The sequence below is a fragment of the Psychrobacillus sp. FSL K6-2365 genome (assembly GCF_038003165.1).
Classification (GTDB): Bacteria; Bacillota; Bacilli; order Bacillales_A; family Planococcaceae; genus Psychrobacillus; species Psychrobacillus psychrodurans.
The window spans coordinates 714,663-739,350 of the sequence record NZ_JBBOOO010000001.1; the positions used below are offsets into that span (position 1 = coordinate 714,663).

24 protein-coding genes and 1 riboswitch are annotated in these 24,688 nt (G+C 38.6%); of the genes, 20 read left to right on the forward strand and 4 right to left on the reverse strand.

Annotation, left to right across the window (positions count from 1 at the left end):
• The first annotated feature begins 9 nt into the window (after window positions 1-9).
• Complete coding sequence (locus tag MKY29_RS03690; RefSeq protein WP_340879023.1) at window positions 10-849, forward strand: lipoate--protein ligase family protein; 840 nt, start codon at window positions 10-12, stop codon at window positions 847-849.
• 237 nt (window positions 850-1,086) lie between these two features.
• Here MKY29_RS03690 and MKY29_RS03695 read toward each other — a convergent pair whose 3' ends face one another.
• On the reverse strand, window positions 1,087-1,710 hold the full coding sequence (locus MKY29_RS03695; protein ID WP_090564544.1) for an RsfA family transcriptional regulator: 624 nt from the start codon (window positions 1,708-1,710) through the stop codon (window positions 1,087-1,089).
• A gap of 211 nt (window positions 1,711-1,921) precedes the next feature.
• Here MKY29_RS03695 and MKY29_RS03700 point away from each other — a divergent pair, with 211 nt between their 5' ends.
• From MKY29_RS03700 to MKY29_RS03710, 3 genes are all read left to right on the forward strand, one after another.
• Entirely contained in the window at window positions 1,922-2,149 is a 228-nt protein-coding gene (locus MKY29_RS03700) for a DUF1450 domain-containing protein (RefSeq protein WP_090564542.1), read from the forward strand.
• An 84-nt stretch (window positions 2,150-2,233) separates the two neighbouring features.
• Window positions 2,234-3,529 (forward strand): HD domain-containing protein, encoded by a 1,296-nt coding sequence (locus tag MKY29_RS03705; RefSeq protein ID WP_340879024.1) that lies wholly within the window; start codon window positions 2,234-2,236, stop codon window positions 3,527-3,529.
• A 28-nt stretch (window positions 3,530-3,557) separates the two neighbouring features.
• Window positions 3,558-4,073, forward strand: a complete 516-nt coding sequence (locus MKY29_RS03710) for a YwgA family protein (RefSeq protein ID WP_090564536.1) — start codon at window positions 3,558-3,560, stop codon at window positions 4,071-4,073.
• A gap of 1,151 nt (window positions 4,074-5,224) precedes the next feature.
• Here MKY29_RS03710 and MKY29_RS03715 read toward each other — a convergent pair.
• Window positions 5,225-5,410 carry a 2-hydroxymuconate tautomerase gene (locus MKY29_RS03715; RefSeq protein ID WP_093493757.1) on the reverse strand — a complete coding sequence of 62 codons (186 nt, stop codon included), beginning with the start codon at window positions 5,408-5,410 and terminating at the stop codon, window positions 5,225-5,227.
• A gap of 66 nt (window positions 5,411-5,476) precedes the next feature.
• Between MKY29_RS03715 and MKY29_RS03720 the strand changes: the two genes are divergently transcribed.
• On the forward strand, window positions 5,477-5,992 hold the full coding sequence (locus MKY29_RS03720; RefSeq protein ID WP_340879025.1) for a YwhD family protein: 516 nt from the start codon (window positions 5,477-5,479) through the stop codon (window positions 5,990-5,992).
• 315 nt (window positions 5,993-6,307) lie between these two features.
• Here the strand turns inward: MKY29_RS03720 and MKY29_RS03725 are convergent, their stop codons facing one another.
• Window positions 6,308-8,374 (reverse strand): transglycosylase domain-containing protein, encoded by a 2,067-nt coding sequence (locus MKY29_RS03725; RefSeq protein WP_093493761.1) that lies wholly within the window; start codon window positions 8,372-8,374, stop codon window positions 6,308-6,310.
• A 167-nt stretch (window positions 8,375-8,541) separates the two neighbouring features.
• Here MKY29_RS03725 and speE point away from each other — a divergent pair, with 167 nt between their 5' ends.
• Both speE and speB read left to right on the forward strand, forming a co-directional pair.
• The gene (gene speE, locus MKY29_RS03730; RefSeq protein WP_093493763.1) at window positions 8,542-9,375 is read left to right on the forward strand and encodes a spermidine synthase; all 834 of its coding nucleotides are present in this window, start codon (window positions 8,542-8,544) and stop codon (window positions 9,373-9,375) included.
• 4 nt (window positions 9,376-9,379) lie between these two features.
• The gene (gene speB, locus MKY29_RS03735; RefSeq protein WP_093493765.1) at window positions 9,380-10,252 is read left to right on the forward strand and encodes an agmatinase; all 873 of its coding nucleotides are present in this window, start codon (window positions 9,380-9,382) and stop codon (window positions 10,250-10,252) included.
• Between the two features lie 192 nt (window positions 10,253-10,444).
• On the opposite strand, the gene MKY29_RS03740 is transcribed toward speB, so the two are convergent.
• The gene (locus MKY29_RS03740) at window positions 10,445-11,518 is read right to left on the reverse strand and encodes a diguanylate cyclase (protein ID WP_340879026.1); all 1,074 of its coding nucleotides are present in this window, start codon (window positions 11,516-11,518) and stop codon (window positions 10,445-10,447) included.
• Between the two features lie 215 nt (window positions 11,519-11,733).
• Between MKY29_RS03740 and MKY29_RS03745 the strand changes: the two genes are divergently transcribed.
• From MKY29_RS03745 to MKY29_RS03805, 13 genes are all read left to right on the forward strand, one after another.
• Window positions 11,734-12,153 carry a DUF1934 domain-containing protein gene (locus MKY29_RS03745; RefSeq protein WP_241595106.1) on the forward strand — a complete coding sequence of 140 codons (420 nt, stop codon included), beginning with the start codon at window positions 11,734-11,736 and terminating at the stop codon, window positions 12,151-12,153.
• On the forward strand, window positions 12,154-13,821 hold the full coding sequence (argS, locus tag MKY29_RS03750) for an arginine--tRNA ligase (RefSeq protein ID WP_093493772.1): 1,668 nt from the start codon (window positions 12,154-12,156) through the stop codon (window positions 13,819-13,821).
• 1,559 nt (window positions 13,822-15,380) lie between these two features.
• A riboswitch (cobalamin riboswitch) is annotated at window positions 15,381-15,521 on the forward strand.
• 123 nt (window positions 15,522-15,644) lie between these two features.
• The gene (locus MKY29_RS03755; protein WP_340879027.1) at window positions 15,645-16,613 is read left to right on the forward strand and encodes an ABC transporter substrate-binding protein; all 969 of its coding nucleotides are present in this window, start codon (window positions 15,645-15,647) and stop codon (window positions 16,611-16,613) included.
• Window positions 16,614-16,617: 4 nt separating this feature from the next.
• Window positions 16,618-17,601, forward strand: coding sequence for a FecCD family ABC transporter permease (locus MKY29_RS03760; protein WP_427138899.1), 984 nt, complete (start codon window positions 16,618-16,620; stop codon window positions 17,599-17,601).
• Between the two features lies 1 nt (window position 17,602).
• On the forward strand, window positions 17,603-19,072 hold the full coding sequence (locus MKY29_RS03765) for an adenosylcobinamide amidohydrolase (RefSeq protein WP_090565707.1): 1,470 nt from the start codon (window positions 17,603-17,605) through the stop codon (window positions 19,070-19,072).
• Window positions 19,073-19,074: 2 nt separating this feature from the next.
• Window positions 19,075-20,034 (forward strand): adenosylcobinamide-phosphate synthase CbiB, encoded by a 960-nt coding sequence (gene cbiB, locus MKY29_RS03770; RefSeq protein WP_340879028.1) that lies wholly within the window; start codon window positions 19,075-19,077, stop codon window positions 20,032-20,034.
• Window positions 20,021-21,097, forward strand: a complete 1,077-nt coding sequence (locus MKY29_RS03775) for a pyridoxal phosphate-dependent aminotransferase (RefSeq protein WP_340879029.1) — start codon at window positions 20,021-20,023, stop codon at window positions 21,095-21,097. The genes cbiB and MKY29_RS03775 overlap by 14 nt, the downstream gene beginning before the upstream one ends.
• Window positions 21,070-21,600 carry a bifunctional adenosylcobinamide kinase/adenosylcobinamide-phosphate guanylyltransferase gene (locus MKY29_RS03780; RefSeq protein ID WP_340879030.1) on the forward strand — a complete coding sequence of 177 codons (531 nt, stop codon included), beginning with the start codon at window positions 21,070-21,072 and terminating at the stop codon, window positions 21,598-21,600. The genes MKY29_RS03775 and MKY29_RS03780 overlap by 28 nt, the downstream gene beginning before the upstream one ends.
• A 9-nt stretch (window positions 21,601-21,609) precedes the next feature.
• Window positions 21,610-22,440, forward strand: coding sequence for a cobyric acid synthase (locus tag MKY29_RS03785; protein WP_340879031.1), 831 nt, complete (start codon window positions 21,610-21,612; stop codon window positions 22,438-22,440).
• A gap of 11 nt (window positions 22,441-22,451) precedes the next feature.
• Complete coding sequence (cobS, locus tag MKY29_RS03790; RefSeq protein WP_340879032.1) at window positions 22,452-23,186, forward strand: adenosylcobinamide-GDP ribazoletransferase; 735 nt, start codon at window positions 22,452-22,454, stop codon at window positions 23,184-23,186.
• Window positions 23,156-23,755 (forward strand): histidine phosphatase family protein, encoded by a 600-nt coding sequence (locus tag MKY29_RS03795; RefSeq protein ID WP_241595117.1) that lies wholly within the window; start codon window positions 23,156-23,158, stop codon window positions 23,753-23,755. Before cobS ends, MKY29_RS03795 begins: the two co-directional genes overlap by 31 nt.
• Window positions 23,707-24,108: a bifunctional adenosylcobinamide kinase/adenosylcobinamide-phosphate guanylyltransferase gene (locus MKY29_RS03800; protein ID WP_090565693.1), complete on the forward strand. Its 402-nt coding sequence runs from the start codon at window positions 23,707-23,709 to the stop codon at window positions 24,106-24,108. Before MKY29_RS03795 ends, MKY29_RS03800 begins: the two co-directional genes overlap by 49 nt.
• Entirely contained in the window at window positions 24,092-24,682 is a 591-nt protein-coding gene (locus MKY29_RS03805; RefSeq protein ID WP_241595119.1) for a cob(I)yrinic acid a,c-diamide adenosyltransferase, read from the forward strand. The genes MKY29_RS03800 and MKY29_RS03805 overlap by 17 nt, the downstream gene beginning before the upstream one ends.
• The last annotated feature ends 6 nt before the right edge of the window (window positions 24,683-24,688 follow it).

The window sequence follows — 24,688 nt, forward strand, 5'->3', positions numbered from 1 at the left end:
AGAAGTTACATGTCAGAAATAGAAGATTTATTGCAACAAGAAAAGTGGCGATTTTGGGATCAATCACTTAGCGGTAAGAGTAGATCAGCACTCGAATCGTTCGCATCGGATGATTTACTTTGTCATCTAGTAGGACAAGAGCAGTCACCTGCAACCGTTCGTACGTGGGTCCATTCCCAAACTGTTGTGTTAGGTATACAAGATCACCGACTACCGTTCGTGGAAGATGCACAGGATTTTCTTCGCACACAGGGATATTCCCCAATCGTTCGTAATTCGGGCGGACTAGCTGTTGTCTTAGATGAAGGTGTACTTAATGTATCTATTATTTTGCCGGAAGCGAAACAGGCAATTGATATACCTACTGGCTATGAAGTGATGCTTGCATTTGTAGAGCTTTTATTCCCCGAGGCAGGTGGGAAAATAGAAGCTTATGAGATTATTGGATCGTATTGTCCAGGTTCATATGATTTAAGTATAAATGGTAAAAAGTTTGCTGGAATTTCTCAGCGTAGACTTCGTCAGGGAATCGCAGTGCAAGTGTATCTATGTATTGAAGGTAGTGGAAGTGAACGAGCAGAACTAATTCGTAAATTTTACGAAATCGGCTTACAAGGAGAAAACACAAAGTTTACATATCCCGATATTAAACCAGGAGTGATGGCATCGATGAATGAACTGCTTGGTACATCGTTCAAAGTAGAGGATATCGTCATTCGTATCCAGCAGATGCTCCAACAATTATCGAGTGTTGTTATCAACCAGTCCGTCACACCAGATGAAATGGAATTGTACCTCTTTTACATGCAACGAGTGGTAGACAGGAATAAGAAAATGCTAGAAAAATGATAATATATTTTCTTAGATGTCTTTTCATCAAACTATAAGAAAAAAATAGATATTTTAAATTGAAACATAAGAAAAGGACCTCCACGAAGAACTTTGTGGGAATAGCTTGAGCAGATGACCCTCGCATGCTGAAGCCAAAGCCCATGGAAAAGAAAGTGGTGGTCATTGCTGTACTTAATATATGACTCTATTTCTAATCAAGTTTTGAGATCTTTTACAGACAAAACCACCAATCTTCTAAACGATTGGTGGTTCTTTAGATACTAGGTTACCGTTCTTCTCCATTTGAAAAACGGGTACTGCTGGGATTTCCTCTTCGTTTAATGTTACAAGACGTCTAGCTCGGTTCATGATTTGTACAAATTGCTCGTAATCTTGTTTAATAGCTGCGTTCTCTTTTTCAAGTTTTGCAAGTTCACTTTCTAATTTACGAATCTTTTCATTTGAAATAGTTGAAAGGTGACGGTATCTAGAAATATCTGAATCACTGTGTTGCAATCGTACAAGATACGCGATAATAATATCAATTGATAATGCAGATACTGGAATAGATTGTGCACGATCGCCATCTTCTTGAGGTTTAGCTAGATAAATTCCGTTTCCTCTTCGTCTATAATCCTTTCCTAATATACGTAGCTTTTCTTTTCTTTCTTTTTTAGCTTCCTTTAATTCACTTTCGTATTGATGGCGGACGACTGCATTCCAGCGAAATCCGCAAGCGGCTGCAGTTCTATTTAATTCATCACCAGCTTCTTCAAATGCATTTAGTTGAGTGCTACCTTCTCGAACGTGACGTAATACCATCTCTGCTAGCATCTCATCATTTTCTGTCATCCATGCGTCCTGTCTAATTTTTACCATGTTCTTCCTCCTACCATGTTCATAGTTTCGTTGTTCTATTAACATAATGGTCAACTTATCGCTCTTTTATTCACGTAATATACACTTGATAGCAATATAAACTTTAAGATACAATGACCTGTAGACTATTACTTTTTTAAATAATTCAGTTGGTGTAAAAAAAATACTAAATTATGTGAATGCCTCCGTTGAATGAAAGGGGTTGTGGACTATGGCAAATCATTTTCGAGTTTGCGATGAGTGTCAGGCCGTCAATTTAAAAACATTGATTCCAAAATTAAAAGCAATTGATCCCGAGGCGGAAATTGAAGTGAACGAATGTCAGTCATACTGCGGTCCCGGACGTAAAAAAACATTCGCATTTATCAATAACCGTCCAGTTGCAGCGCTAACTGAAGACGAATTAATGGAAAAAGTACGTGCCAAAATAGCAGATTAATAAGACCTTTTGCCGCCTTTCAATATGCGGCTTTTTTCTTTATAATGGATACAAAGTTATAACTAGCATTACGGAGGTGGAAAAATGAGCTATGCGACACAAAAGCTAGCAGAAGAAAAAGTGTTTAAAGATCCAGTTCACCGCTATATCCATGTTCGCGATCAGGTTATCTGGGATGTTATCGGAGCAAAGGAATTTCAACGACTTCGCCGCATTAAACAGCTTGGAACTACGTATCTAGTTTTTCATGGTGCCGAACATAGCCGTTTCAATCACTCGTTAGGTGTGTACGAAATTGTACGAAGAATTGTAGATGATAGTTTTAGTGGCCGACCGGAATGGGACGATTCTGAAAGGCTAGTAGTGCTATGTGCCGCTCTTCTCCATGATTTAGGACATGGTCCGTTTTCTCATGCGTTTGAAAATGTGTTTGGATTAGACCATGAATATTTCACACAACAAATAATACTTGGCGATACGGATGTAAATGAGATATTAAAAAGAGTGAGTGAAGATTTTCCACAAAGAGTTGCCGACGTTATCGGTAAAACATACTCAAACAAGCAGGTAGTTAGTTTAATATCCAGTCAAATTGATGCTGATCGCATGGATTATTTACAAAGAGATGCGTATTTTACTGGAGTAAGCTATGGACACTTCGATATGGAAAGAATTTTGCGTGTGATGCGTCCAAGAGAAGATCAAGTGGTCATCAAATCTAGTGGAATGCATGCAGTTGAAGACTATATAATGAGTAGATATCAAATGTATTGGCAAGTATATTTTCATCCAGTTTCCCGCAGTGCTGAGGTAATCTTGACGAAAATCTTGCATCGAGCAAAAGCATTAAGTGAAATGGGATATGATTTTGAACAACAACCGACTCATTTTAGAGGTTTCTTTGATGGTACATATACTTTGAACGAGTATCTAGCTTTAGATGAAGGGGTTTTATTGACCTACTTTCAGCTCTGGATGACAGAGAAAGATCCAATTCTATCAGACTTAAGTAATCGTTTTGTTAATAGAAAATTATTCCAATATATTGAATTTGATTTGGCAAAAGATTATATGAAAATGAAAGAGTTGGAGTTGTTATTCAAAAAAGCGGGTATAGACCCAGAGTATTACTTAGTTTTCGATTCCTCTTCAGACTTACCGTATGACTTTTATCGTCCTGGGGAAGAAGGTGAGCGTATACCAATTCACTTGTTAAAACCAAATGGAGAAATTCGAGAACTATCACGCGAATCAGAAATAGTGGAGGCAATCTCCGGAAAAAGAAGAACGGACCATAAATTGTATTTCCCAGAAGATATTTTAACTAAGGATGGAAAGAAAAAAGGGCTGAAAAAGCAAATACTCGATTTATTGACTTAATGTACGAAAGTAAAGGAGGGGTCTAATTTTGATAGAAGAACATGCAAAAATTGTGCAATTTATCGGAGCAGCTAACGGCATAACAGGAAGAAAAAAACTGCAAAAAATGATTTATATCGCAAAAAAACTTCAATATCCATACAAGGAAAAATACGAATTCCATTTTTATGGCCCTTATTCAGAAGAGCTTACCTTACGAATTGAAGAATTATGTAATATGGGGTTTTTACAAGAAGAACGACAAGATAAAGGCTCATACGTACAATATAAATACCAAATGACCGATGCAGGCGAACATTTCACTCAAATGGCACAAGTTCCTGAAGCAACACGAGATTTAGTAGAATGCATTAACCAAATGAAAGATAAAAGTTCTCGTTTCCTAGAACTAGTATCGACATTATTGTATTTCGATTATCTACCAAAAGAGGAACAAATCGAAAAACTTCATGTTGTAAAAGGTAAACTTAACTTCACAAAAGAAGAGATCGACGAGGCATTTACATTTGTCATGAATCTCATGAATGAACGAGCTATCCAGTAGGATGGCTTTTTTTGATAGGTAAGAAAAATGTACTTTGAACACCTGGTTTGCGCATCTAAAGATTCACTCGGTAATAAAATAGCAACAAGTCTATTCAAAGCCCTACACAAACACTAGAGACGGGTTTATATTTTAAGAACCGGTCGTCTTTCTCCCCGGTTTTTCTTAAAAGATAAGAAAGTATATAAAAATGTCCAGTGAACACTGGGTTCTCGACACTTTTAAGAGAGAATAATCCTGCTGATTTCCGTTTCAGGTGGTTACAAAGGAACGAAGGCTAAAAGCACCACCTCGTGTGGCAACGCCTTCGTGACCAACCTCCTGTTGGCCTCCGTGGGCGTTGCCTCAGCCTCCTCGCTGGAAAACAAATGCTCCTGCGGTTACTCGTCGCAAAGACATTACCCAAACAAAGTTTGGCCAATGTCTTCGCTGCGGGGTCTTCGCCTAACGCTTTTCCCACTGGAGTCGCCACTTTGCACTACAATCAACTATGTGAGTAGTCCCCATTATTAAATTTGGCAAAGCATATCGCTTAGATAATAAGATTAGTCCAAGTTAATGTAGGGAAAAACCATTTGTAATCACTGTTGAATTAGAAATGCTATTATTTCATGATGGATGAAGGGATCAGACTTTCTTTTTACCAGTGGAAATAAAGAGAAGTAGTAAGTATTTGCCTCATAAAGAAGCGAAGAAGCTCACGAAATTGCATCTTCGTGAGCTTCCTCTATGAATAGGAAAGTATCTTATCTCTAGTTATCCAAAAATGCACTAATCTGTTTCTTAGCGTTGTAGGAGGGCGACGGACAGGCAAACGCCATAAGATTACCAATATCACTAAAAATTCACTCGGTAATCATACAGCAAAACGTCTGTCCAAAGCACTTCGAAAACGTTAGAAACAGGTTTTGAACTTAAAGGACCGGGCGTTTTTTTTTCCCGGTTTTTCTTATGTAAAAATTATCCTTTCCGCAAGTAAAAGTTACTTAAGAGCAAGTAAACTGAGAAGTAGCACAAGTAACTAATAAAGAGAGCAAGTAAATCACTATTGAGCGCAAGTATACGACAGGAGAGAGCAAGTAACCTTCCGAATGGCAACATGAATGGAATAAAAAAACGAACCCTTCAAAAAAGGCTCGTTTCCAATCTTCTTATCTATCGCTGAACAACTTACCAGCAGTTCCATAATGATTTTTCGGCATTTCTTCGATGAATACAGTAATATTCTCTACAGGTGCATTAACTGTCTCGGAAACAGCTGCAGTTACCTTCTCAACTAATGCTCTTTTTTGCTCGTCCGTACGTCCTTCTAGCATTTTTACTGTTACATATGGCATTTCATTTCCTCCTTAAGTGAAATTTTCTGTATACTAGTATCATACCAGAACGGAGGGGACTATCGAATGACTAACGAAGAAAAACCAAAACAAAAAATTGGCTTCACGATTATTAAAAATGATCCGACCGATGGACATAAGGGATTTGGTGTAGGTTCTCTTTCATTAGAGAATGTATCACCAGTCATTATTGATATAGAAGAAGACGTTGCGAGAGTCGAAATTGGAGCAATGCATGCCAGAAGTGACACCGAGCGAGGCATTAAATTTACGACAAACAGAGAAGACTCCGCTGGAGGAAAACCGTATTGGCTTGTCTGGGTGACAATAGATTATAATCCAGAAGGACCTTATTTTGCTGGGGTTAGTGCCTGTGAAATGGTTATCAACCGTGAAAAACGTCGTGGCTATAAAATCTTAGCAGATCATGTAAATCGTATGGACAAATCAATGAAACGTCAAATTTTGGTAGATTTTATGGATGACCGCTCCAAAGTTATTTTACGTGAATTCTTACAGAATCATAACAAAGAAATGTGGGAAAGAAGCGAAGAAAAGCTACACCAAGATCTATCTGTCTAAGCCAACTAATCAAATAGTCTGTTTAGGTGGTTGAATTAAAAGCAAAAAGAAAGTACAATTTAGTTAAAGCTTACTTCCATGTAATGCTAGGACACTTAGTGGACTCAAATATGTAAATTGTTTGTGTGAATGGACAACCCAATCCTATAAACGCATTTTTTTACAGAAAGCCAAGCTAAGAAAAAGCATTCTATTACCTATAAATAGGTAGTAGAATGCTTTTTATTTTATTTTTATTGATATCCAAATCAGCCGATAATGTTTTGAAATACTACGGGTTTTTAATCTAGTTCGACCGTTTTTCCATTTTATCCCTTATTCAAATAAATTAAATGGGAAGATAGACCAAGGAGGAGAGTCTTCAGATTTATCCTCGAAAGTTTGCTGCTTCAATTTTGGATCGGTGCAAAGCTTAGTTGGCACATCTTTTTCCTTTAAATATACTAATCGCTGTTTTTCACAGTCAGATGTAGCGATTCCACCTGTCTCTATATCGACAATGACACCTTGCACACCGTCTGGAGCAACGAAGGGCTCGACTGGGAGTCCTTGATGAACAGCCTCCATAAATTCAATCCATACTTGTTTTGTTACTTGTTTCGCTTCTGCATCGCTCACTTGTTTACCTTGATCGTACCCATTCCATACACCGGTTGTTAACTGTGGAGAGTAGCCTATCAAATATTGATCGGTGTTTGTAGTTCCAGATTTTGCAGCATAAGGTCTCGTTTGTTTTGCTCGAATACTAATACCTGTTGCAGGAGAATAGTCATTGAAAACAGGATCGAACATGCCTGTGAGTAAATGAGATAATATAAATGAATCTTGTTCGGTTAATACCTTTTTCCCTTTTATATCATTTTCCTTTATATCATAAATAACGTTTCCGCTTTTATCTGTTATTTTCGTAATATAAGTAGGTTTTTTCTGGATTCCTCCAGCGGATATGGTGTTATAAACTTTTGTCATTTCTAGTAAGGAAACTTCCGTTGTCCCCAGCGCTGTAGCAGGAGTATCCTTGACAGTCATATCCAAATTAAATCTTTCCGTTAATTGTTGAAAAGGTTTATATCCAATTTCTTCTAACGTTTTAACTGCATAAATATTATCAGAAATAGCGAGAGCTTGTGCCAGAGAAATAGGGTGACCTGCAAACTCACCGTTCACATTTTTCGGTTCATATTCTTGGCGGCCATTATCATATGTGAAAATAGTACGTTCACTTTTCATATAAGTAAGGGGGGAGAATCCATTTTCCAAAGCTGCTGCAAATAATAATGCTTTTACGGTAGAACCGGGCTGTCTCTTAGCCTGCGTAACACGGTTAAATGGGCTATCCGCGAAATCTCGTCCACCTACCATTGCTGTCACAAAACCAGTATCTGGTTCCATACTGACGAATCCTACTTGTAATTCTCCTTCTGGCATCCACTTTTCAATCATTTGTTCTGCTACTTGTTGATGCTGTTTGTTTAACGTAGTTTCAATCGTCCAGCCACCTTCCTCAATACGGCGACCTTTTTCTAAGGCAATATCTGTAGCCTCTTTCCACACTTCCTCTAAAAAATAAGGAGCGGTTTTCTGTTTAACTAAAGAGTCCTCTGCCTTTAATACGAAATTTTCGTTATACGCACGTTCCTTTTGCTCAGTAGTAATCTTTTGCTGGTTTTCCATCAATGTCAAGATGAGCTGCTGGCGAGTGACTGCTTTTTCTTCATTTACTAAAGGTGAATAATAGGTAGGACCTTTCGGAATTCCGACTAAAAGTGCGGATTCAGCTAGAGTTAAAGATTTGGCGCTCTTTCCGAAATAGAATCTGCTTGCTGCCTCGACGCCATACATACCATGGCCGAAGTACACCGTATTCAGATATCCTTCTAACAGTTCATCCTTATCGTAGAAAATTTCTAGTCGGTACGCATATAATGCTTCATTTATTTTTCTGGTCCAAGTTTTTTCATGGGTTAGAAATAAATTCCGAGCGTATTGCTGCGTAATTGTACTGGCACCTTCCACCTTTTTACCGGCTTTTATATCCTTTAAAATAGCAGAAGCAATTCGAGAATAATCAAACCCGTGGTGCTCATAAAACTCCTGATCTTCAACTGCTACAGTAGCTTGTGGTAGAAAAGGGGACATTTCATCCAATGAAATCCAATATCTGCGTTGCTCCTTAAAACGATCACCGATAACATTCCCTTGACTGTCTAAGAAGACAGAAGAAATTGGCACTTGAATCATAGGGGCACCAACGATTTGAGCATATATTCGGAGCGTGATGAATGCGCTAAAAAGTGCACAAATAGAGGCAATACTTAAAAGTAACAGCCTTTTCCATCTTTTAGTTCGTATGACCTTTTTTCTGTATTGAATACGCCCCATGAAATCAACTCCGTTCTAATTGATGTTTTCATTAGTATGAGAACAATAGATTCAAATTAAACGGAAAAACAAAAAACTATTGCACTTTTGTCAAAAAGCACTATACTTTCAATGTATTTATTTTTTTAATAAATAACAAAACCCATTATAGAAACGGAGATAGATAAATGGCTGGATTTTGGTTTACAGAGAAGCAAACCGAGAATTTTGGCATCACAATGAAGGTGAAACGCACTCTTCATACCGAGCAGACAGATTTTCAATTGTTAGAAATGGCAGAAACTGAAGAATGGGGAAATATGCTCTTTTTAGATGGCATGGTAATGACCTCTCAAAAAGACGAATTTGTATACCATGAAATGGTTGCACATGTTCCTTTATTCACACATCCTAACCCTGAAAATGTGTTAGTAGTTGGTGGTGGAGACGGTGGAGTAATTCGTGAAATTATGAAGCATCCTAAAGTGAAGAAAGCAACGCTTGTTGATATAGATGGAAAAGTAATTGAGTACTCAAAAGTATACTTACCGGAAATTGCATGTGAATTAGATAATCCTCGTGTAGATGTTCAAGTAGGCGATGGTTTCATGCATATAGCTGAGTCTGAAAATGAATATGATGTAATTATGGTAGATTCTACAGAGCCAGTTGGACCTGCAGTAAACCTTTTTACAAAAGGCTTCTACGCTGGAATTTCTAAAGCGTTAAAAGAAGACGGTTTATTCGTTGCGCAATCGGACAACCCTTGGTTCAAGGCAGATTTAATCCGCCAAGTTCAAAAAGATGTGAAAGAAATTTTCCCAATTACAAATATGTATTTGGCGAATATTCCAACATATCCAAGTGGATTATGGTGCTTTACAATCGGATCTAAGAAGTATGATCCATTACAAGTGCCAGATGAGCAATTTTTTGATATCGAAACAAAATACTATACAAAAGAGCTTCACAAAGCGGCATTTGTACTACCAAAATTTGTGAAAGACCTTGCAGGAGAGTAAGCCCATGCGATTCGAAGAAGCATACTCAGGTAATGTATTTATAAAAAGCAAACAAAATTATGATGAAGCACAGGCAGTTATCTACGGTATGCCAATGGATTGGACAGTAAGCTATCGTCCTGGCTCGCGTTTTGGCCCTGGGCGAATCCGTGAAGCATCAATCGGCTTAGAGGAATATAGCCCATATCTTGACCGAGAGCTAGATGACGTGAACTATTTTGATGCAGGGGATATTCCACTACCATTCGGTAATGCAGAAAAGAGCTTAGATTTAATATCGGATTTTATTCGTCAACTATTGCTAAACGGGAAAATCCCTGTAGGCATGGGAGGCGAACATTTAGTGTCATGGCCTGTCATGAAAACAGTGGCAGACAACTATGACAATCTTGCGATTATTCATATGGACGCGCATACAGATCTACGTGAAGAATACGAAGGTGAACCGCTTTCTCACTCCACACCAATCCGTAAAATCGCCGAATACATCGGTCCAAAAAACGTCTACTCATTCGGAATTCGCTCTGGTATGAAAGAAGAGTTCGATTGGGCGAAAGAAAACGGCATGCAAATTCATAAGTTCGAAGTATTAGAGCCTTTGAAAAAAGTGCTACCAACATTAGAGGGGCGTCCTGTCTATGTAACAATCGATATCGACGTCCTTGACCCAGCGCACGCACCTGGAACAGGAACAGTAGACTGCGGAGGAATCACAAGCCGTGAGCTATTGGCTTCTATTCACGCAATTGCAAATTCTGGTGTAAACGTTGTAGGCTTTGACCTAGTAGAAGTAGCACCGAATTATGATCCTTCGGAACAGACCGTAAATACTGCTTCGAAGCTTCTGCGCGAAATGATCTTAGGATGGGTTAAATAGAAAACATAATAAACGTGATGTCATTAGGGCATCACGTTTTTTTTATTGATTAAATATGAGTCTGGATTCTGCCATAACTATTTCTCTCCAACAGTATCACTTGATTAGGGAAAATAAAACCACAAGCATAAGTTTCACTTTAGTGAACAATATACTTGTGGTTTCAATTGAAAATTTCATTCCATATTAATTCTAATTGATATGTACTACTTTATTTCTTCCAGTTGTTTTAGCCAAATAAAGGGCTTCATCGGCAAGCTTATACAATTCATGAGTTGTTACAGCATCTTCTGGGAAAGTACTAATACCGCCTGAAATAGTTATACTCAGTTTTTCTCCTGTTGAGATTAGGAACAAGTTTTTCTCAATTGATAATCTAATGAGATCTGCAATTTCTAGGCTCTTATCATCTGTAGTATTTGGAAGTATGACTGAAAATTCTTCTCCTCCATTTCGAGAAACAATACCTCCGAATGGTTTGCTTGTATCTTTTATTCGGAGTGCTAATTCTTTCAATACTTCATCTCCAACAGGATGTCCGTATGTATCATTTACCTTTTTGAAATAGTCAATATCTAATAATAGTAGTGAAAATACTTCATTATTTTCTATAAGCTGTTGAGTACATTCTTGAAATTTCCGGTTATTATTTAAGCCAGTGAGATAGTCTGTTACAGACATCTCTTCAATATGTTTTATCTTTTCAAAAAGAGAGCTAAGCAGTTTAAGAATTACAAAAATAATGGAAAACGACAAGACTGAAAATACTATAAAGCTTATAATGGCCAACCACGTTTCAAATTTCCAATTGCCTAAGAAACCTAAAACAATAGAAGTTTGCAAGATGGAATATCCAAAAAAGTAAGGGACGTTTTGAAAGGTCATCGTTTTCTTCCAACTCCAAAGTCCAATAACTAGTCCTATTACGATAGTGCTGCTACCAGCAATCAGTGCATTCGTGGAAAATCCGTACATGAATAAGCGGAAGATCCCGATTATTGTTCCACTTATAATAGGTGCAAATGGCCCTCCTAAGACACCAGATAATGCAATAACCGCCATTCTCCCATCCACAATAAAGAAATCAGAAATGCTAACAGAGGTTAACATTAATAGACAACCAGTAAATCCGCTTAATATCCCAAGTATAAATCTGGCGTAATTATAAGATGGTATATAAACATTTAATTTATTTTGAAATGGAATATAGGTAAGAATTGCAAAAGTAAACAAAATACAAAAATTAATAACAAAGTCAATAAGCACAAAGGTCACCTTCTTAAAATATCTCGGTCCATTATAACCTTTCGAGTATGAATAGTATATTACTTTTTCAGTGATTAGTTGTCACATTCCTTAATATTAAGATATAATATGAAGGTTATAGTAAAAAATATATGATATTGTGAATTGTCTTCCTGTTGCGGTCAATAATCGCTTTTAGGAAATCATAAATAAAACTTCTACAAAGGATGATAGGCATGTCTACTCCATTACAAAAGACAGTAAATATACGACTAGTTTCTACGATTCGTCATCCGAATGTACAAGAAGAAACAATCAATATAGAAATAAAAGGCACTTTAACACTTAAAGGTAAACAATATTATCTAGTTTACGAAGAAATGCAAGATCAAAAGATAACTCGAACGACTGTGAAGTTAGGTGGACAGACCGCGTTGATACTACGAAGTGGTGGAGTTAAGATGCGTTTGCCATTTGAACGGGGAGAACTGCAAACGGGTAGCTACGATACTCAATATGGAACACTTATAATTACAACAAATACAAAGCATTTACATTTTGATGATGGCCATTTTCAAGTGGAATATGAGCTAATCATAAATGAAGAAGTTGCTGGTACATATACATTAGAACTAATTTATACGGAGGCGGAATAAATGAACGCAGTAGAACAGCTACAACAATCTATTAAAGACGCATTACAACAAGCAATTATAAAAGCAGAACTTGTAACGGAAGAGCAAATTCCTGCAATCCAACTTGAAACACCAAGAGATAAAGCGAATGGGGATTACGCAACAAATATTGCAATGCAGCTAACAAAACTTGCGAAAAAGAATCCTCGTCAAGTGGCGGACGCAATCGTGGAAAATCTTGATATGTCGGGAACAATGATGGAGAAGATTGACATCGCTGGTCCTGGATTCATGAATATCACGGTTCGTAAAGATTACTTACAAGATGTAGTAAAGGCTGCCCTCACAGAAAAAGAAAACTTTGGCCGTTCAACTTCAGGTGCGGGAGAAAAAATTCAAGTGGAATTCGTATCTGCTAATCCAACTGGTGACTTACATTTAGGGCATGCCCGTGGAGCTTCTGTAGGAGATTCTTTATGTAATGTGCTTGATTTTGCTGGATTTGACGTTGCTCGCGAATATTATATTAACGATGCCGGAAACCAAATTCATAACCTAGCTATTTCGATTGAAGCTCGTTATTTCCAAGCTTTAGGATTAGATAAAGAAATGCCTGAAGGTGGCTACCACGGGCAGGATATTATCGACATCGCAGCTGCTCTTGTTGCAGAACATGGCGAAAAATTTGTATCCATGTCGGATGAAGATCGCTACAAAGCATTTCGTGCACATGGGTTAAAAGTAGAGCTTGCAAAACTTCAAAAAGACTTAGCTGATTTCCGTGTTGGTTTTGATAACTGGTTCTCGGAAACATCTTTATATGAGAACCGTAAAATTGAAGTAGCTTTAGATAAATTACGTGCGAACGGTCATATTTTTGAAGAAGACGGAGCAACTTGGTTCCGTTCTACTACATTTGGAGACGACAAGGACCGTGTACTTATCAAAAGTGATGGCTCTTTCACATATTTATTGCCCGATATTGCATACCACGAAGATAAATTAGTTCGTGGATTCGATCAATTGATCAATATATGGGGAGCAGACCATCACGGTTATATACCACGTATGAAAGCAGCAATTGAGGCGCTTGGGTATGAGCGTGAAAAACTTGAAGTATCAATTATACAAATGGTTCAACTATATAAAGACGGCGAAAAAATGAAAATGAGTAAACGTACTGGGAAAGCTGTTACAATGCGTGAGCTTGTGGAAGAAGTAGGTCTTGACGCAGTACGTTATTTCTTCGGTATGCGATCAGGCGATTCACATATGGACTTCGACTTAGACTTAGCTGTTTCTCAATCTAATGAAAACCCAGTGTTCTACGCTCAATATGCACATGCACGTATTTGTTCAATTTTACGATCAGCAGAAACGCAAGGCATGAAAGTGTCGACTGATTCACTTGAATTATTGCAAAGTGAAAAAGAATTAGATCTACTGAAGAAAATTGGTGACTTCCCACAAATAGTTGCAGATGCTGCAAAACTTCGTGCACCTCACCGAATTGCAATTTATATCCAAGAATTAGCTACGACATTCCATAGCTTCTATAATGCGGATAAAGTACTGAATGCGGATAACGTGACGCAATCAGAAGCTCGCCTTGCACTTGTAACAGCAGCACGTCAAACAATCTCAAATGCATTGCGCCTACTTGGTGTATCTGCACCTGAACAAATGTAATCCTAAACCCTCGACCTTGTTCGAGGGTTTTTCTAATTTTATGTAGTATACGATCATCAAGAATTTGGGGAAATAATCCTAACCGCAAGTAAATGCATCTCAAGAGCAAGTAAACATAACCCGTTCGCAAGTATTTCTATCTAGAACATAAGTAAGGGTACAGTGACACCAAGTAAACGACAAACGAAAGCAAGTAAACGTTAATTCCTCTCTTATATCAGAGCAATCTCCAAATTCTCAAGTTGAAAAATTGGAATTAACTTCCTAACCGCAAGTAAATGCATCTCAAGAGCAAGTATGCCTAGCCTATTCACAAGTATTTCTATCCTGAACGCAAGTAAAGGTCCAGTGACAACAAGAAAACAACAAAACAGAGCAAGTAAACGTTAATTCCTCTCTTATATCAGAGCAATCTCCAAAATATTAAGTTGGAAATTGGAATTAACTTCCTAACCGCAAGTAAATGCCTCTCAAGAGCAAGTAAACATAACCCGTTCGCAAGTATTTCTATCCTGAACGCAAGTAAAGGACCGGTGACAGCAAGTAAACGACAAACGAGAGCAAGTAAAAGTTAATTCCTCTCCTATATCAGAGCAATCTCCAAAATATCAAGTTGAAAAATTGGAATTAACTTCCTGAACGCAAGTAAATGCATCTCGAGAGCAAGTAAACATTACCCGTTCGCAAGTATTTCTATCTAGAACATAAGTAAGGGTACAGTGACACCAAGTAAACGACAAACGAAAGCAAGTAAACGTTAATTCCTCTCCTATATCAGAGCAATCTCCAAAATATCAAGTTGAAAAATTGGAATTAACTTCCTAACCGCAAGTAAATGCATCTCAAGAGCAAGTATGCCTAGCCTATTCACAAGTATTTCTATCCTGAACGCAAGTAAAGGACCGGTGACACCAAGTAAACGACAAACGAGAGCAAGTAAACGTTAATTCCTCTCTTATATCAGAGCAATCTCCAAATTATTAAGTTGAAAGGTTGGAATTAACTTCCTAACCGCAAGTAAATGCCTCTCAAGAGCAAGTAAGGATAACCCGTTCGCAAGTATTTCTATCCTGAACGCAAGTAAAGGTCCAGTGACAACAAGAAAACAACAAAACAGAGCAAGTAAACGTTAATTCCTCTCCTATATCAGAGCAATCTCCAAAATATCAAGTTGAAAAATTGGAATTAACTTCCTAACCGCAAGTAAATGCCTCTCAAGAGCAAGTATTCATAACCCGTTCGCAAGTATTTCTATCCTGAACGCAAGTAAAGGTCCAGTAACACCAAGAAAACAACAAACGAGAGCAAGTAAATGCAAGTTCATCCCTTACACAATAGCGGGGAGCAACTGTATGAGAGATATCCCCAGCCCAGCTATACGAAAGGGAATCTATACTTCACGAGAATGATATATATACGAAAGAGAATACACGCTTTACGAGAGCAATCTCTCAATATACAAGAGAGCTCAACTCCATCCCAAAGGTCGAACCACTCTATCCTCAAAGTTGAAGTCGACAGTCATAAAAAATAAGGTATAATGAAGACAAAGCAACATCAATAAATAAATGCATAGAGGTGCTCTAGTTACGGATTGCTAGAGTTAAAAGGGAAGCTGGTTAAAGTCCAGCACGGTCCCGCCACTGTAAGTGATGCAACACATCATAAGTCAGAAAACCTGCCTATATGCTTTACGCCCGTTACCTACGAGGATAGGTTTGGTGTAGGTCTGGCTCATTGTGTTTTCGTGCAGATTTATACCTATCTATCTCTCATCAATAGGATGGGAGATTTTTTATTGGCTTAAATAGGAGGAATGTAAAATGAAGAAATTATGGCAGTTATGGATGACATCCGCTTTAGCAGTTCTATTGCTAGTAGGATGCGGACAAGAAGAAGTTAAACCTGAAGAAAATACAGGAAGTACGCAACAAGAAACAGTAGTAGATGAAACAACTTTCCCAATTACAATGACCGATGCAGTCGGTACTGAAATTACATTAGAGGAAGCACCAAAAACAATCGTTTCTATGCAACCAAGTAATACAGAAATTTTATTTGCACTTGGATTAAATGATGAAATTGTTGGAGTTAATGATTACGATAACTACCCAGAAGAAGCGCTTGAAAAAGAGAAAATCGGTGGTATGGAATTCAACGTGGAAAAGATCTTAGCGATGAATCCGGATATTGTATTTGCTCATGAATCTGCCTTGGGTGTAGGTGAAGCTGGATTTCAACAAATTCGCGACGCTGGAGTAAAAGTATACGTAGTGAAAAATGCAACGGACTTCAATGAAACATATACAACAATTGAGGAAATTGGTCGTGCTACTGGTAAATCTGAGGAAGCACAACAAATTGTAGAAGATATGAAAGCAAAAGTAGCAGAAGTTAAAGAGAAAGTAGCAAAAGTAGAAACGAAGAAAACTGTATTCGTTGAAACTTCAGATGTTCCGGAAATTTATACACCTGGTAAAGAAACGTTCATGCAAGAAATCTTAGATATGGTGAATGCTGAGAATATTGCAGCGGATCAAGAAGGCTGGTTTAAAATAGAACCAGAAGAAATTGTTAACCGTAATCCGGACGTAATTATTGTAATGTATAGCTATGTAGAAGGAATTGTGGATAGCGTGAAAGCTCGTGACGGGTTCGATTCTATTACAGCAGTGAAAAACAATGAAGTTATACAAGTAGATGAAAACCTAACAAGTCGTACAGGTCCACGTCTTGCAGAGGGATTAGAAGAAGTAGCGAAAGCAATTTATCCAGAGGCTTTTAGTGAGTAAAGCCTTGATCGGCTACATCTTGTCCATAATAGCTCTTTTTGTAGCAATTTGGCTAGGTGTATCGGTCGGATCCGTAAAGGTACCGATCAGCACATTATGGGATACGGGAGCAGATGCAATCGCGACCAATATCGTTTGGAAAATTCGCATGCCACGTGTGGTGCTTGCAGGACTAGTAGGTGCATCACTAGCCATTGCAGGTGCTGCATTTCAAGGGTTATTAAAAAATCCGCTTGCCGATCCTTATACGTTAGGAGTGTCGTCCGGTGCCTCAGTTGGCGCCGTGGCTACGCTCTTTTTCGGTATTTCGGTGCCGTTTCTAGGAATATTCACATTGCCTGTTTTCAGTATGATTGGGGCTCTAGTTACGATGCTACTTGTTATTACATTTGCCAAGCTAGTCGATCGTTCGATGAAAATGGAAACAATTATTTTGACTGGAATTATTTTTAGTTCTTTTTTAGGTTCTGTAATTTCGTTAATGATTGCATTGACAGGAGAAGAATTGAGACAAATTATTGGATGGCTACTCGGAAGTGTATCAATGCGCGGATGGAGTTTTGTTCAAATGGCATTGCCGTTTGTAGTTATTGGCACGATTTTATTGTGGTTAAACAGAAGAGAGTTAAATGCAATGTTATTTGGAGAAGAACGTGCACAGCATTTAGGGGTCAATGTGAAAAAGCGGAAAATGATGATTTTAATTGGCGGCTCCATGCTGACAGGAACAGCGGTCGCTGTATCTGGAACGATTGGATTCGTAGGGCTTGTCGTTCCGCATATGACAAGGCTATTATTTGGTTCCGATAACCGTCACGTGTTACCACTTAGCTTCATAAATGGAGCAGCATTATTAATCATCTGTGATTTAGTGTCTCGTACGATTATTTCTCCAACTGAACTACCGATTGGCGTGATAACTGCATTTATTGGGGCACCAGTTTTTGCATTTATTTTCTTTAGACAACGGAAAAAAGGAGGCATTTAATATGTTACAAGTGAGAAATGTATCGGGTGGATATGATCACAAATTAATCGTTAAAAACGTCTCATTTGAAGTTGGAAAAGGTGAAATGCTTGGAATTCTTGGACCAAATGGAAGCGGAAAATCTACACTACTAAAAGTAATAAGCGGTATTTTACATATGGCGGCCGGAGAAGTTTTGATTGAAGGGAAATCGTTAAGGTCTCATTCATCGAAAGAGCTTGCGAAAAAAATGGCGGTTTTACCACAATTACATAGTCATGCTTTTTCTCATTCTGTGAGAGACACGATCGCACTTGGCCGATATCCCCATCAAAGTGGATTGTTTTCTTCATGGTCGGATGGAGATGAAACGGCGGTTATTGAAGCGATGCAGCTAACAGCGATGGAAAGATACGAGCATCAAATGCTAGACCTATTATCTGGTGGGGAACAACAACGTGTATTTGTTGCCCAAGCACTTGCTCAACAAGCACCTTTACTCCTACTGGACGAACCGACCAATCATCTAGACATTGCACATCAAAAACAATTACTTGATACGATTAAAACACAGGCGATTGAAAAAGGAATCACTATTATTAGTGTATTTCATGATATAAATCTCGCATCTCTATACTGTGATCGTCTGCTATTAATGGATCACGGGGAGGTACAAGTAATAGGCGCACCTCAGGAAGTAGTGAAGAAAGATCAAATTGAATCGGTGTATCAAGCCCGTATTAGTACAAATCCTCACCCTGAACGTCCGAAGCCTCAAATTACAATTCTTCCGGATGTAAATGAAAAGCAGAATGATGAGCTTATCACAGCAGAGAACTTTCAAGTTACGGCAGAATTGGTTATTTTTCAAGCTGAAACGCAACTCAAAACATGGTCATCCGCAGTGATTAATGCAGGAAGTGGCTGGTACAAAAACTTCGTCAATAGAAGAGTGGACGCTAGCTATGCTTGCGATAATGTAAAAGAAGAAATGCTTGAATACTTAGCGGACAACGGTTTTTCTGAAGCAGATACAGTAGGAATGATGACCGCAGTAAAGACTACGGATGCTGTCATTAAAGAATATGACACACCTTTTGGAAGCATCGTCATTATGGTTACTGCAGGAGTAGGGAATGCAGTGGACGTCTCTAGAACACATGAAGTAGAGATGCTTCCAGCAATTGGTACCATTAATACATGGATAATTGTGAATGGAGAACTTTCAGACGAAGCTTTTATTCAATCAGTTATTACAGCTACCGAATCAAAAACGAAAGCACTCGCTTTTGAACAGGTAAAGGACCCTCGTACTGGAACGATTGCTACCGGAACATCTACGGATAGTGTACTAATAGCAGCGACCCAAAAAGGGACACATATTCCATATGCAGGACCAATCACGGAAATAGGGAAAAAAATAGGACTCGGTGTGTATGAATGCACAGTGGAAGCTATTCAAGTCTACAAAAAAGCAAAAGGTTGGGAGTAGGCATGGGTCCACATATAATTGCAATAGCGATAGGCTTAATACTGGATAGAATAATTGGCGATCCACCGAGTTGGCCACATCCAGTTAAATTGATTGGAACGCTTATTTCGAAACTAACAGCTTGGTTGAATAAAGGTAGAGCACGCAAGGCGAAAGGGTTTTTACTTGTTTTTATAGTCGTTGGTTTAACATTCTCTGTCACACTAGCTTTACTAATAGGTTCATACTCCGTACATATATGGGTGGGGATTGCGGTAGAAAGTATACTAATCGCATCTGGGCTTGCACAGAAAAGTTTAAAAGTGGCAGCATTAGATGTATATAAACCGTTAGTAGCAAAAGATTTACCGTCCGCAAGACAAAAGCTTTCGTGGATTGTCGGTCGTGATACAGAAAAGTTAGATGAACAAGAAGTTACACGTGGAGTCGTAGAAACAGTATCAGAAAATATTAGTGACGGAATAACTGCGCCACTTTTTTATGCATTTGTGTTTGCTGGTGCACCAGGCCTTTGGTTATATAAAGCGATAAATACGCTCGATTCAATGGTCGGTTATAAAAATGAAAAATACGAGGACTTCGGATTTGCAGCCGCAAAGCTGGATGACATAGCGAACTATATACCAAGCCGATTAACTGGCTATATTATCATGCTGTGGGGCAAAAAAGAGAGTGGAATGCCTTTTAGCAAACGGATGAGAGGCTGGTGGCAGGATTCGAAAAAACATCCAAGTCCAAATAGTGGCTATTTAGAAGCAGCGACTGCTTATCAGCTAGGCATTCAACTTGGAGGCATCAATACATATAAAGGAATCGTTTCCAACCGAGCACTCATGGGAATTGGAGAGGTTCCATTGTCGCCAAACCATATATTAAGCACCATCTCTCATATGAATACTGCTGTAGTTCTATTTTGGCTGTGGATGATGGTCATTGGAGGGGTTTTATTTGGCATTACCTAATCACGGTGCAAATGCTCATCAAGTATATGAGCGACTCGGAATCGAAATGCCCGAAACGGTTATTGACTATAGTGAAAATGTGAATCCATTAGGAGTACCGACGTTTGTGAATGAAAAATGGTCAACCTATGCACAGCTAATCACAAAATACCCGGATCCACAGGGAGAACCATTTTTATCGGCAGCTGCAAAATATCACGGTATTTCGGTTGAAAATACGGTTGTTGGAAATGGGGCGGCGGAAATATTTGCTAGCCTTGCAAAACGGTATGAAAATAAACGTGCAGTATTGATTCATCCGACTTTTTCCGAATATGAAGCAACACTTGCACCTTACAATGTATACATAAAAGAGATAATTGCGACTGGGAAAGTACCTTTGGAAGAAGTGCTCGATGAAGTAGAGTTTGCGGAAGTAATCTACATTTGTAGACCTAATAATCCGACCGGTTATTTAATCCCACTGGAAGAAATTATTCAAATAGCAAAATATGCGATGAGATATAAATGTGAAGTTATATTAGACGAAGCATTTCTAGATTTTATAGATGAAAAAGAATCTTTTATCCCGTATTTAAAGGAATTTCCAAATGTTATTGTCGTACGCTCAATGACGAAAATGTATGCAATCCCTGGTATTCGACTTGGATACGCTTTAGCTAATAAATCCATCGTAAACGATATACGCTCGAGAATGCCACACTGGAATAGTAATGCGATTGCGGCGACAATTGGAGCAGAGTGTTTGCTAGAGGAAGATTATCGAATGCGAGCAATCGCTTTCGCAAAAGAAATGCGTGAACAAATGACGGTGTTTCTAGTGAAATGGAACTGTATTGTGTTACCATCAGCGACTAACTTTCTCTGTTTTCAACTACCAGATTCTTCACGTTCTAAAGAGTTTTTCGAAAGTTTATTAGCCAAAGGATGCGTCCTCCGCCATACAGAAAATTTCAAAGGGCTAGATGGAAAATGGTTTCGGGTGGGCATGAAAGAAATTTCTCAAATGGAGCATTTGCAAAAGGAGATGACCGCATGGTTCGTGGAAAACTTGTCTTCATAACGGGCGGTGTACGTAGTGGAAAAAGCAGCTTCGCTGAATATTACCTAATGGATAAGCGGGCAAACCGAAATGTGTATATAGCTTCTGGCGTTGCAGTGGATAAAGAAATGAAAGAGCGTATAAAAAGACATCAAGTTGACCGTAAAAGCTACCCAGTCGAGTGGGTGACGATTGAGCAACCGCGTAATCTCGAACAAATCATTCCCAAAATCCAAAAAGATGATGGCATCCTATGGGATTGTGTCACGACCTGGCTAGCTAATGAACTGTATGAAGGGCAAATTGAGAAAGTAGAGCAGCAGCTATACGAGACAATAGACCAGCTATTAAAAAAAACAAAGATAGTTGTAATTGTTTCAAATGAAGTACTCGATGAACCTGTATCAAAGTATGAATTTACAGCTCAATATCAAGCGTGGATTGGGCAAATCCATCAAAAGCTTGTTTCGAAGGCAGATCATGCCTTCGAAATGGAATATGGCGTCAGTCATCAGTGGAAATGAGGGTTATAAATGAAGGGCTTAATGGTCCAAGGTACTGCTTCTAGTGTAGGGAAAAGTTTGGTTTGTACAGCTATTTGTCGACTACTTGCTAATGAAGGAAAGCAAGTAGCCCCCTTTAAATCGCAAAATATGTCAAGCTTAAGCATCCATACAGAAGATGGGTTGGAAATAAGTGTCTCGCAATCTTTGCAAGCAAGAGCTGCAAAAATCTCTTATTTAGCCGAAATGAATCCCATATTATTAAAGCCAGCGAGGAACTTGGAGTCGGATATAATTGTTTTAGGAAGAAAGTTGGATAGAATGAGTGGCATGCGCTACAGGGAACAATTTTTTGAAAAAGGGCAAGAACTCATTAAAAATAGTTTGAATTTGCTGTCTGAATCCTATGAGTATTTGATATTAGAAGGTGCTGGCAGTCCTGTTGAAGTAAATTTACGTGATCGTGAACTAGTAAATATGCGTGTTGCTGATCTGGCAGATGTGCCGGTAATATTAGTAGCCAATATTGAGTATGGCGGCGTGTTTGCATCCATTGTCGGTACGCTTGCACTACTTCCAGAAGTACAAAGAGCACGTGTAAAAGGAATAATTATCAACAAGTTTCAAGGAGACGTTTCTCTGTTTGGGGACGGAATCGATTTCATCGAAACGTACACAGGTATCGATGTTTTAGGAGTCATCCCTTATTTTGCAAATGAGTTTGAGGAAGAAGACGGCGAAGAAAAAAGAGGGCAAATGGCATCAGATGAACAAATTAATGAATGGGCATACCATTTTAAAAAGCATGTACAATGGGAGAAAGTATTAAGCCTATTAAAGAATGATGTGGTGGGAAAATGAGGAGCATTTTGTTGGCACTTCAATTTTTTACGGTCATTCCAGTAAATAAAAACCTGCCGATGGAAAAACGAGCAATTACAGGGATGTACAGTATTTTTCCTTGGATAGGGGCAGGCATTGGAGCAATTGCTTGTTTAGTCCTCTACTTTGAATGGAGTCCAATAATGACAGGGTTTAGTATTGTACTTCTAGGGGTTGTACTATCTGGAGGACTTCATATGGACGGATATATCGACACATCGGATGCATTCTTTTCCTACAAAGATCGATTGAAGCGATTCGAAATACTAGAGGATCCGCGAGTGGGTGCTTTTGGTGTAATGGCGGTTGTGTTCTTAGTTATTGGTAAAGTAATTATTATATCTGAAGTATTATCGACAGAATCCTTTCACTGGATTTTCGTTATGCTTATCCCATTTTTCTCTAGAGCTCTACTTGGAATCCTATTTTCAGTAACGAACAGTGCTAAAACGAGTGGACTGGCTTATTATTTCAAGGGAAAAATGAATGCCAATGTCGTTACAATTACAACAGCATGTCACTTTTTTATTGGCCTAGTAGTTTTAGGATGGATGACCAATTGGGTGGTTGCTGTCACTATAGCCGCTGTGTTATTTGCATTTATTTGTTTGTTCCGCAGTTGGGTATTGAAAAACTTCGGTGGAGTTACTGGTGATTTACTTGGTGCAAGCGTGGAAATTTCGGAGGTGGTGCTATGGCTAACCCTTTTGCTATTGTTCTCGTAAGACATTTTCCAACGCAAGGAAATCGAGACAAAAAGTATATCGGCTGGACTGACGAACCAATCATTACTGGAATGAAAACGAAAAAAATTTCATTTGAAACTAATCAAATAATTGGCAGCGACTTAATGCGTTGCAAGCAAACAGCAGCGAAAATTTTTAGTGAAGTTCCTTATATTGAGAATTCAAATTTTCGAGAATGCTCCTTTGGTGATTGGGAACAAAAAACATATAATGAATTAAAAGATGAAGCTCAATACAGAAATTGGCTTGATGATCCGAGGCAAATAGCCCCACCAAATGGAGAGTCAATGCAAGCAATGGAAAAACGGGTGCTAGAAGCCTTATTAGAAACAGTCGAAAAGGTAGAGCACCCGATAATCGTTACGCATGGTGGGCCTATTCGTTTTATACTGACCAGGTTTGCAAATATAGAAAAGAGTTTTTGGGATTGGGAAGTACCTCACGGGATTATGTTTACATTGCATTGGCGGGATAAAAAAGCTGTATTGGAGGGGGAACGATGCATGTCATTTTCGGTGGAGCATTTAATGGAAAACGAGCGTATGTAGAGAATATGATACAAGGCCGTAAAGCCCAGTGGATAGATGCAGAATTAGATGTGCTTGTTTTATTACCAGATGTAGAAGTGGTTGTTATTCTTGGAGTTGAAAATCTGCTAGAATCAAAAGGCAAAAAGTTAATCGGAAAATTGGAAATATGGGATAAACAAGCGGAAGTAATAGTCATAGCAACGGAAATCGGACGAGGAATTGTACCGATGGATGCAAGTATGCGCAAACTTCGGGATGATGTTGGTCGATTTTATCAGCAGCTTTTTACAAAGGCATCACGTGTAACACGAATTTGGTACGGTATTTCACAAACATTAAAGGGAGATGAGCAAATTGAAAATTTACACTAAAACTGGAGACAAAGGACAAACAGGTTTGATCGGGGGAAGAACGGACAAAGACGATATCCGAGTGGAAGCTTACGGAACAATTGATGAAGTGAATTCATTTATTGGAAAAGCAGTAACAGAGCTAGATCCAGCAAAATTTGCGGATATCTTAGAAGATTTAGAAACGATACAGCATGAGCTATTTGACTGTGGTGGAGACCTTGCAAATGTTTCAAATCGTCGTGTATATAAAATGACGGACGAAGCAATCGATGCAATGGAAAAAAGAATCGATGTACTAGTAGAAGAAGGTCCAGTTTTGGAGAGATTCATCCTACCAGGCGGAACTCCCGCTGCTGCAACACTTCATATAGCTCGCACAATTACTAGACGTGCAGAGCGTTTTACAGTGACGTTAACGAAAACACAAGAGGATGTACCAACAGTAGTACAACGCTACTTAAACCGTTTGTCCGATTATTTATTTGCAGCAGCTCGCGTGGCAAATGTGAGAGAAAACGTATCGGACGTTGAATACGTACGAAGTGCAAAAGTATTTAAAAACGTAGGAAGCGAGAAGAAAGAAAAGGAGTAACAATAT

Coding starts and splice junctions, on each gene's coding strand:
- MKY29_RS03690 (WP_340879023.1), top strand. CDS start 10: ATGTCAGAAATAGAAGATTTATTGCAACAAGAAAAGTGGCGATTTTGG.
- MKY29_RS03720 (WP_340879025.1), top strand. CDS start 5,477: ATGACTAACGAAGAAAAACCAAAACAAAAAATTGGCTTCACGATTATT.
- cbiB (WP_340879028.1), top strand. CDS start 19,075: ATGGGTCCACATATAATTGCAATAGCGATAGGCTTAATACTGGATAGA.
- MKY29_RS03785 (WP_340879031.1), top strand. CDS start 21,610: ATGAAGGGCTTAATGGTCCAAGGTACTGCTTCTAGTGTAGGGAAAAGT.
- MKY29_RS03795 (WP_241595117.1), top strand. CDS start 23,156: ATGGCTAACCCTTTTGCTATTGTTCTCGTAAGACATTTTCCAACGCAA.
- MKY29_RS03715 (WP_093493757.1), bottom strand. CDS start 5,410: ATGCCATATGTAACAGTAAAAATGCTAGAAGGACGTACGGACGAGCAA.
- MKY29_RS03725 (WP_093493761.1), bottom strand. CDS start 8,374: ATGGGGCGTATTCAATACAGAAAAAAGGTCATACGAACTAAAAGATGG.
- MKY29_RS03780 (WP_340879030.1), top strand. CDS start 21,070: ATGGTTCGTGGAAAACTTGTCTTCATAACGGGCGGTGTACGTAGTGGA.
- MKY29_RS03700 (WP_090564542.1), top strand. CDS start 1,922: ATGGCAAATCATTTTCGAGTTTGCGATGAGTGTCAGGCCGTCAATTTA.
- MKY29_RS03745 (WP_241595106.1), top strand. CDS start 11,734: ATGTCTACTCCATTACAAAAGACAGTAAATATACGACTAGTTTCTACG.
- MKY29_RS03705 (WP_340879024.1), top strand. CDS start 2,234: ATGAGCTATGCGACACAAAAGCTAGCAGAAGAAAAAGTGTTTAAAGAT.
- MKY29_RS03800 (WP_090565693.1), top strand. CDS start 23,707: ATGCATGTCATTTTCGGTGGAGCATTTAATGGAAAACGAGCGTATGTA.
- speB (WP_093493765.1), top strand. CDS start 9,380: ATGCGATTCGAAGAAGCATACTCAGGTAATGTATTTATAAAAAGCAAA.
- MKY29_RS03695 (WP_090564544.1), bottom strand. CDS start 1,710: ATGGTAAAAATTAGACAGGACGCATGGATGACAGAAAATGATGAGATG.
- speE (WP_093493763.1), top strand. CDS start 8,542: ATGGCTGGATTTTGGTTTACAGAGAAGCAAACCGAGAATTTTGGCATC.
- MKY29_RS03755 (WP_340879027.1), top strand. CDS start 15,645: ATGAAGAAATTATGGCAGTTATGGATGACATCCGCTTTAGCAGTTCTA.
- MKY29_RS03765 (WP_090565707.1), top strand. CDS start 17,603: ATGTTACAAGTGAGAAATGTATCGGGTGGATATGATCACAAATTAATC.
- argS (WP_093493772.1), top strand. CDS start 12,154: ATGAACGCAGTAGAACAGCTACAACAATCTATTAAAGACGCATTACAA.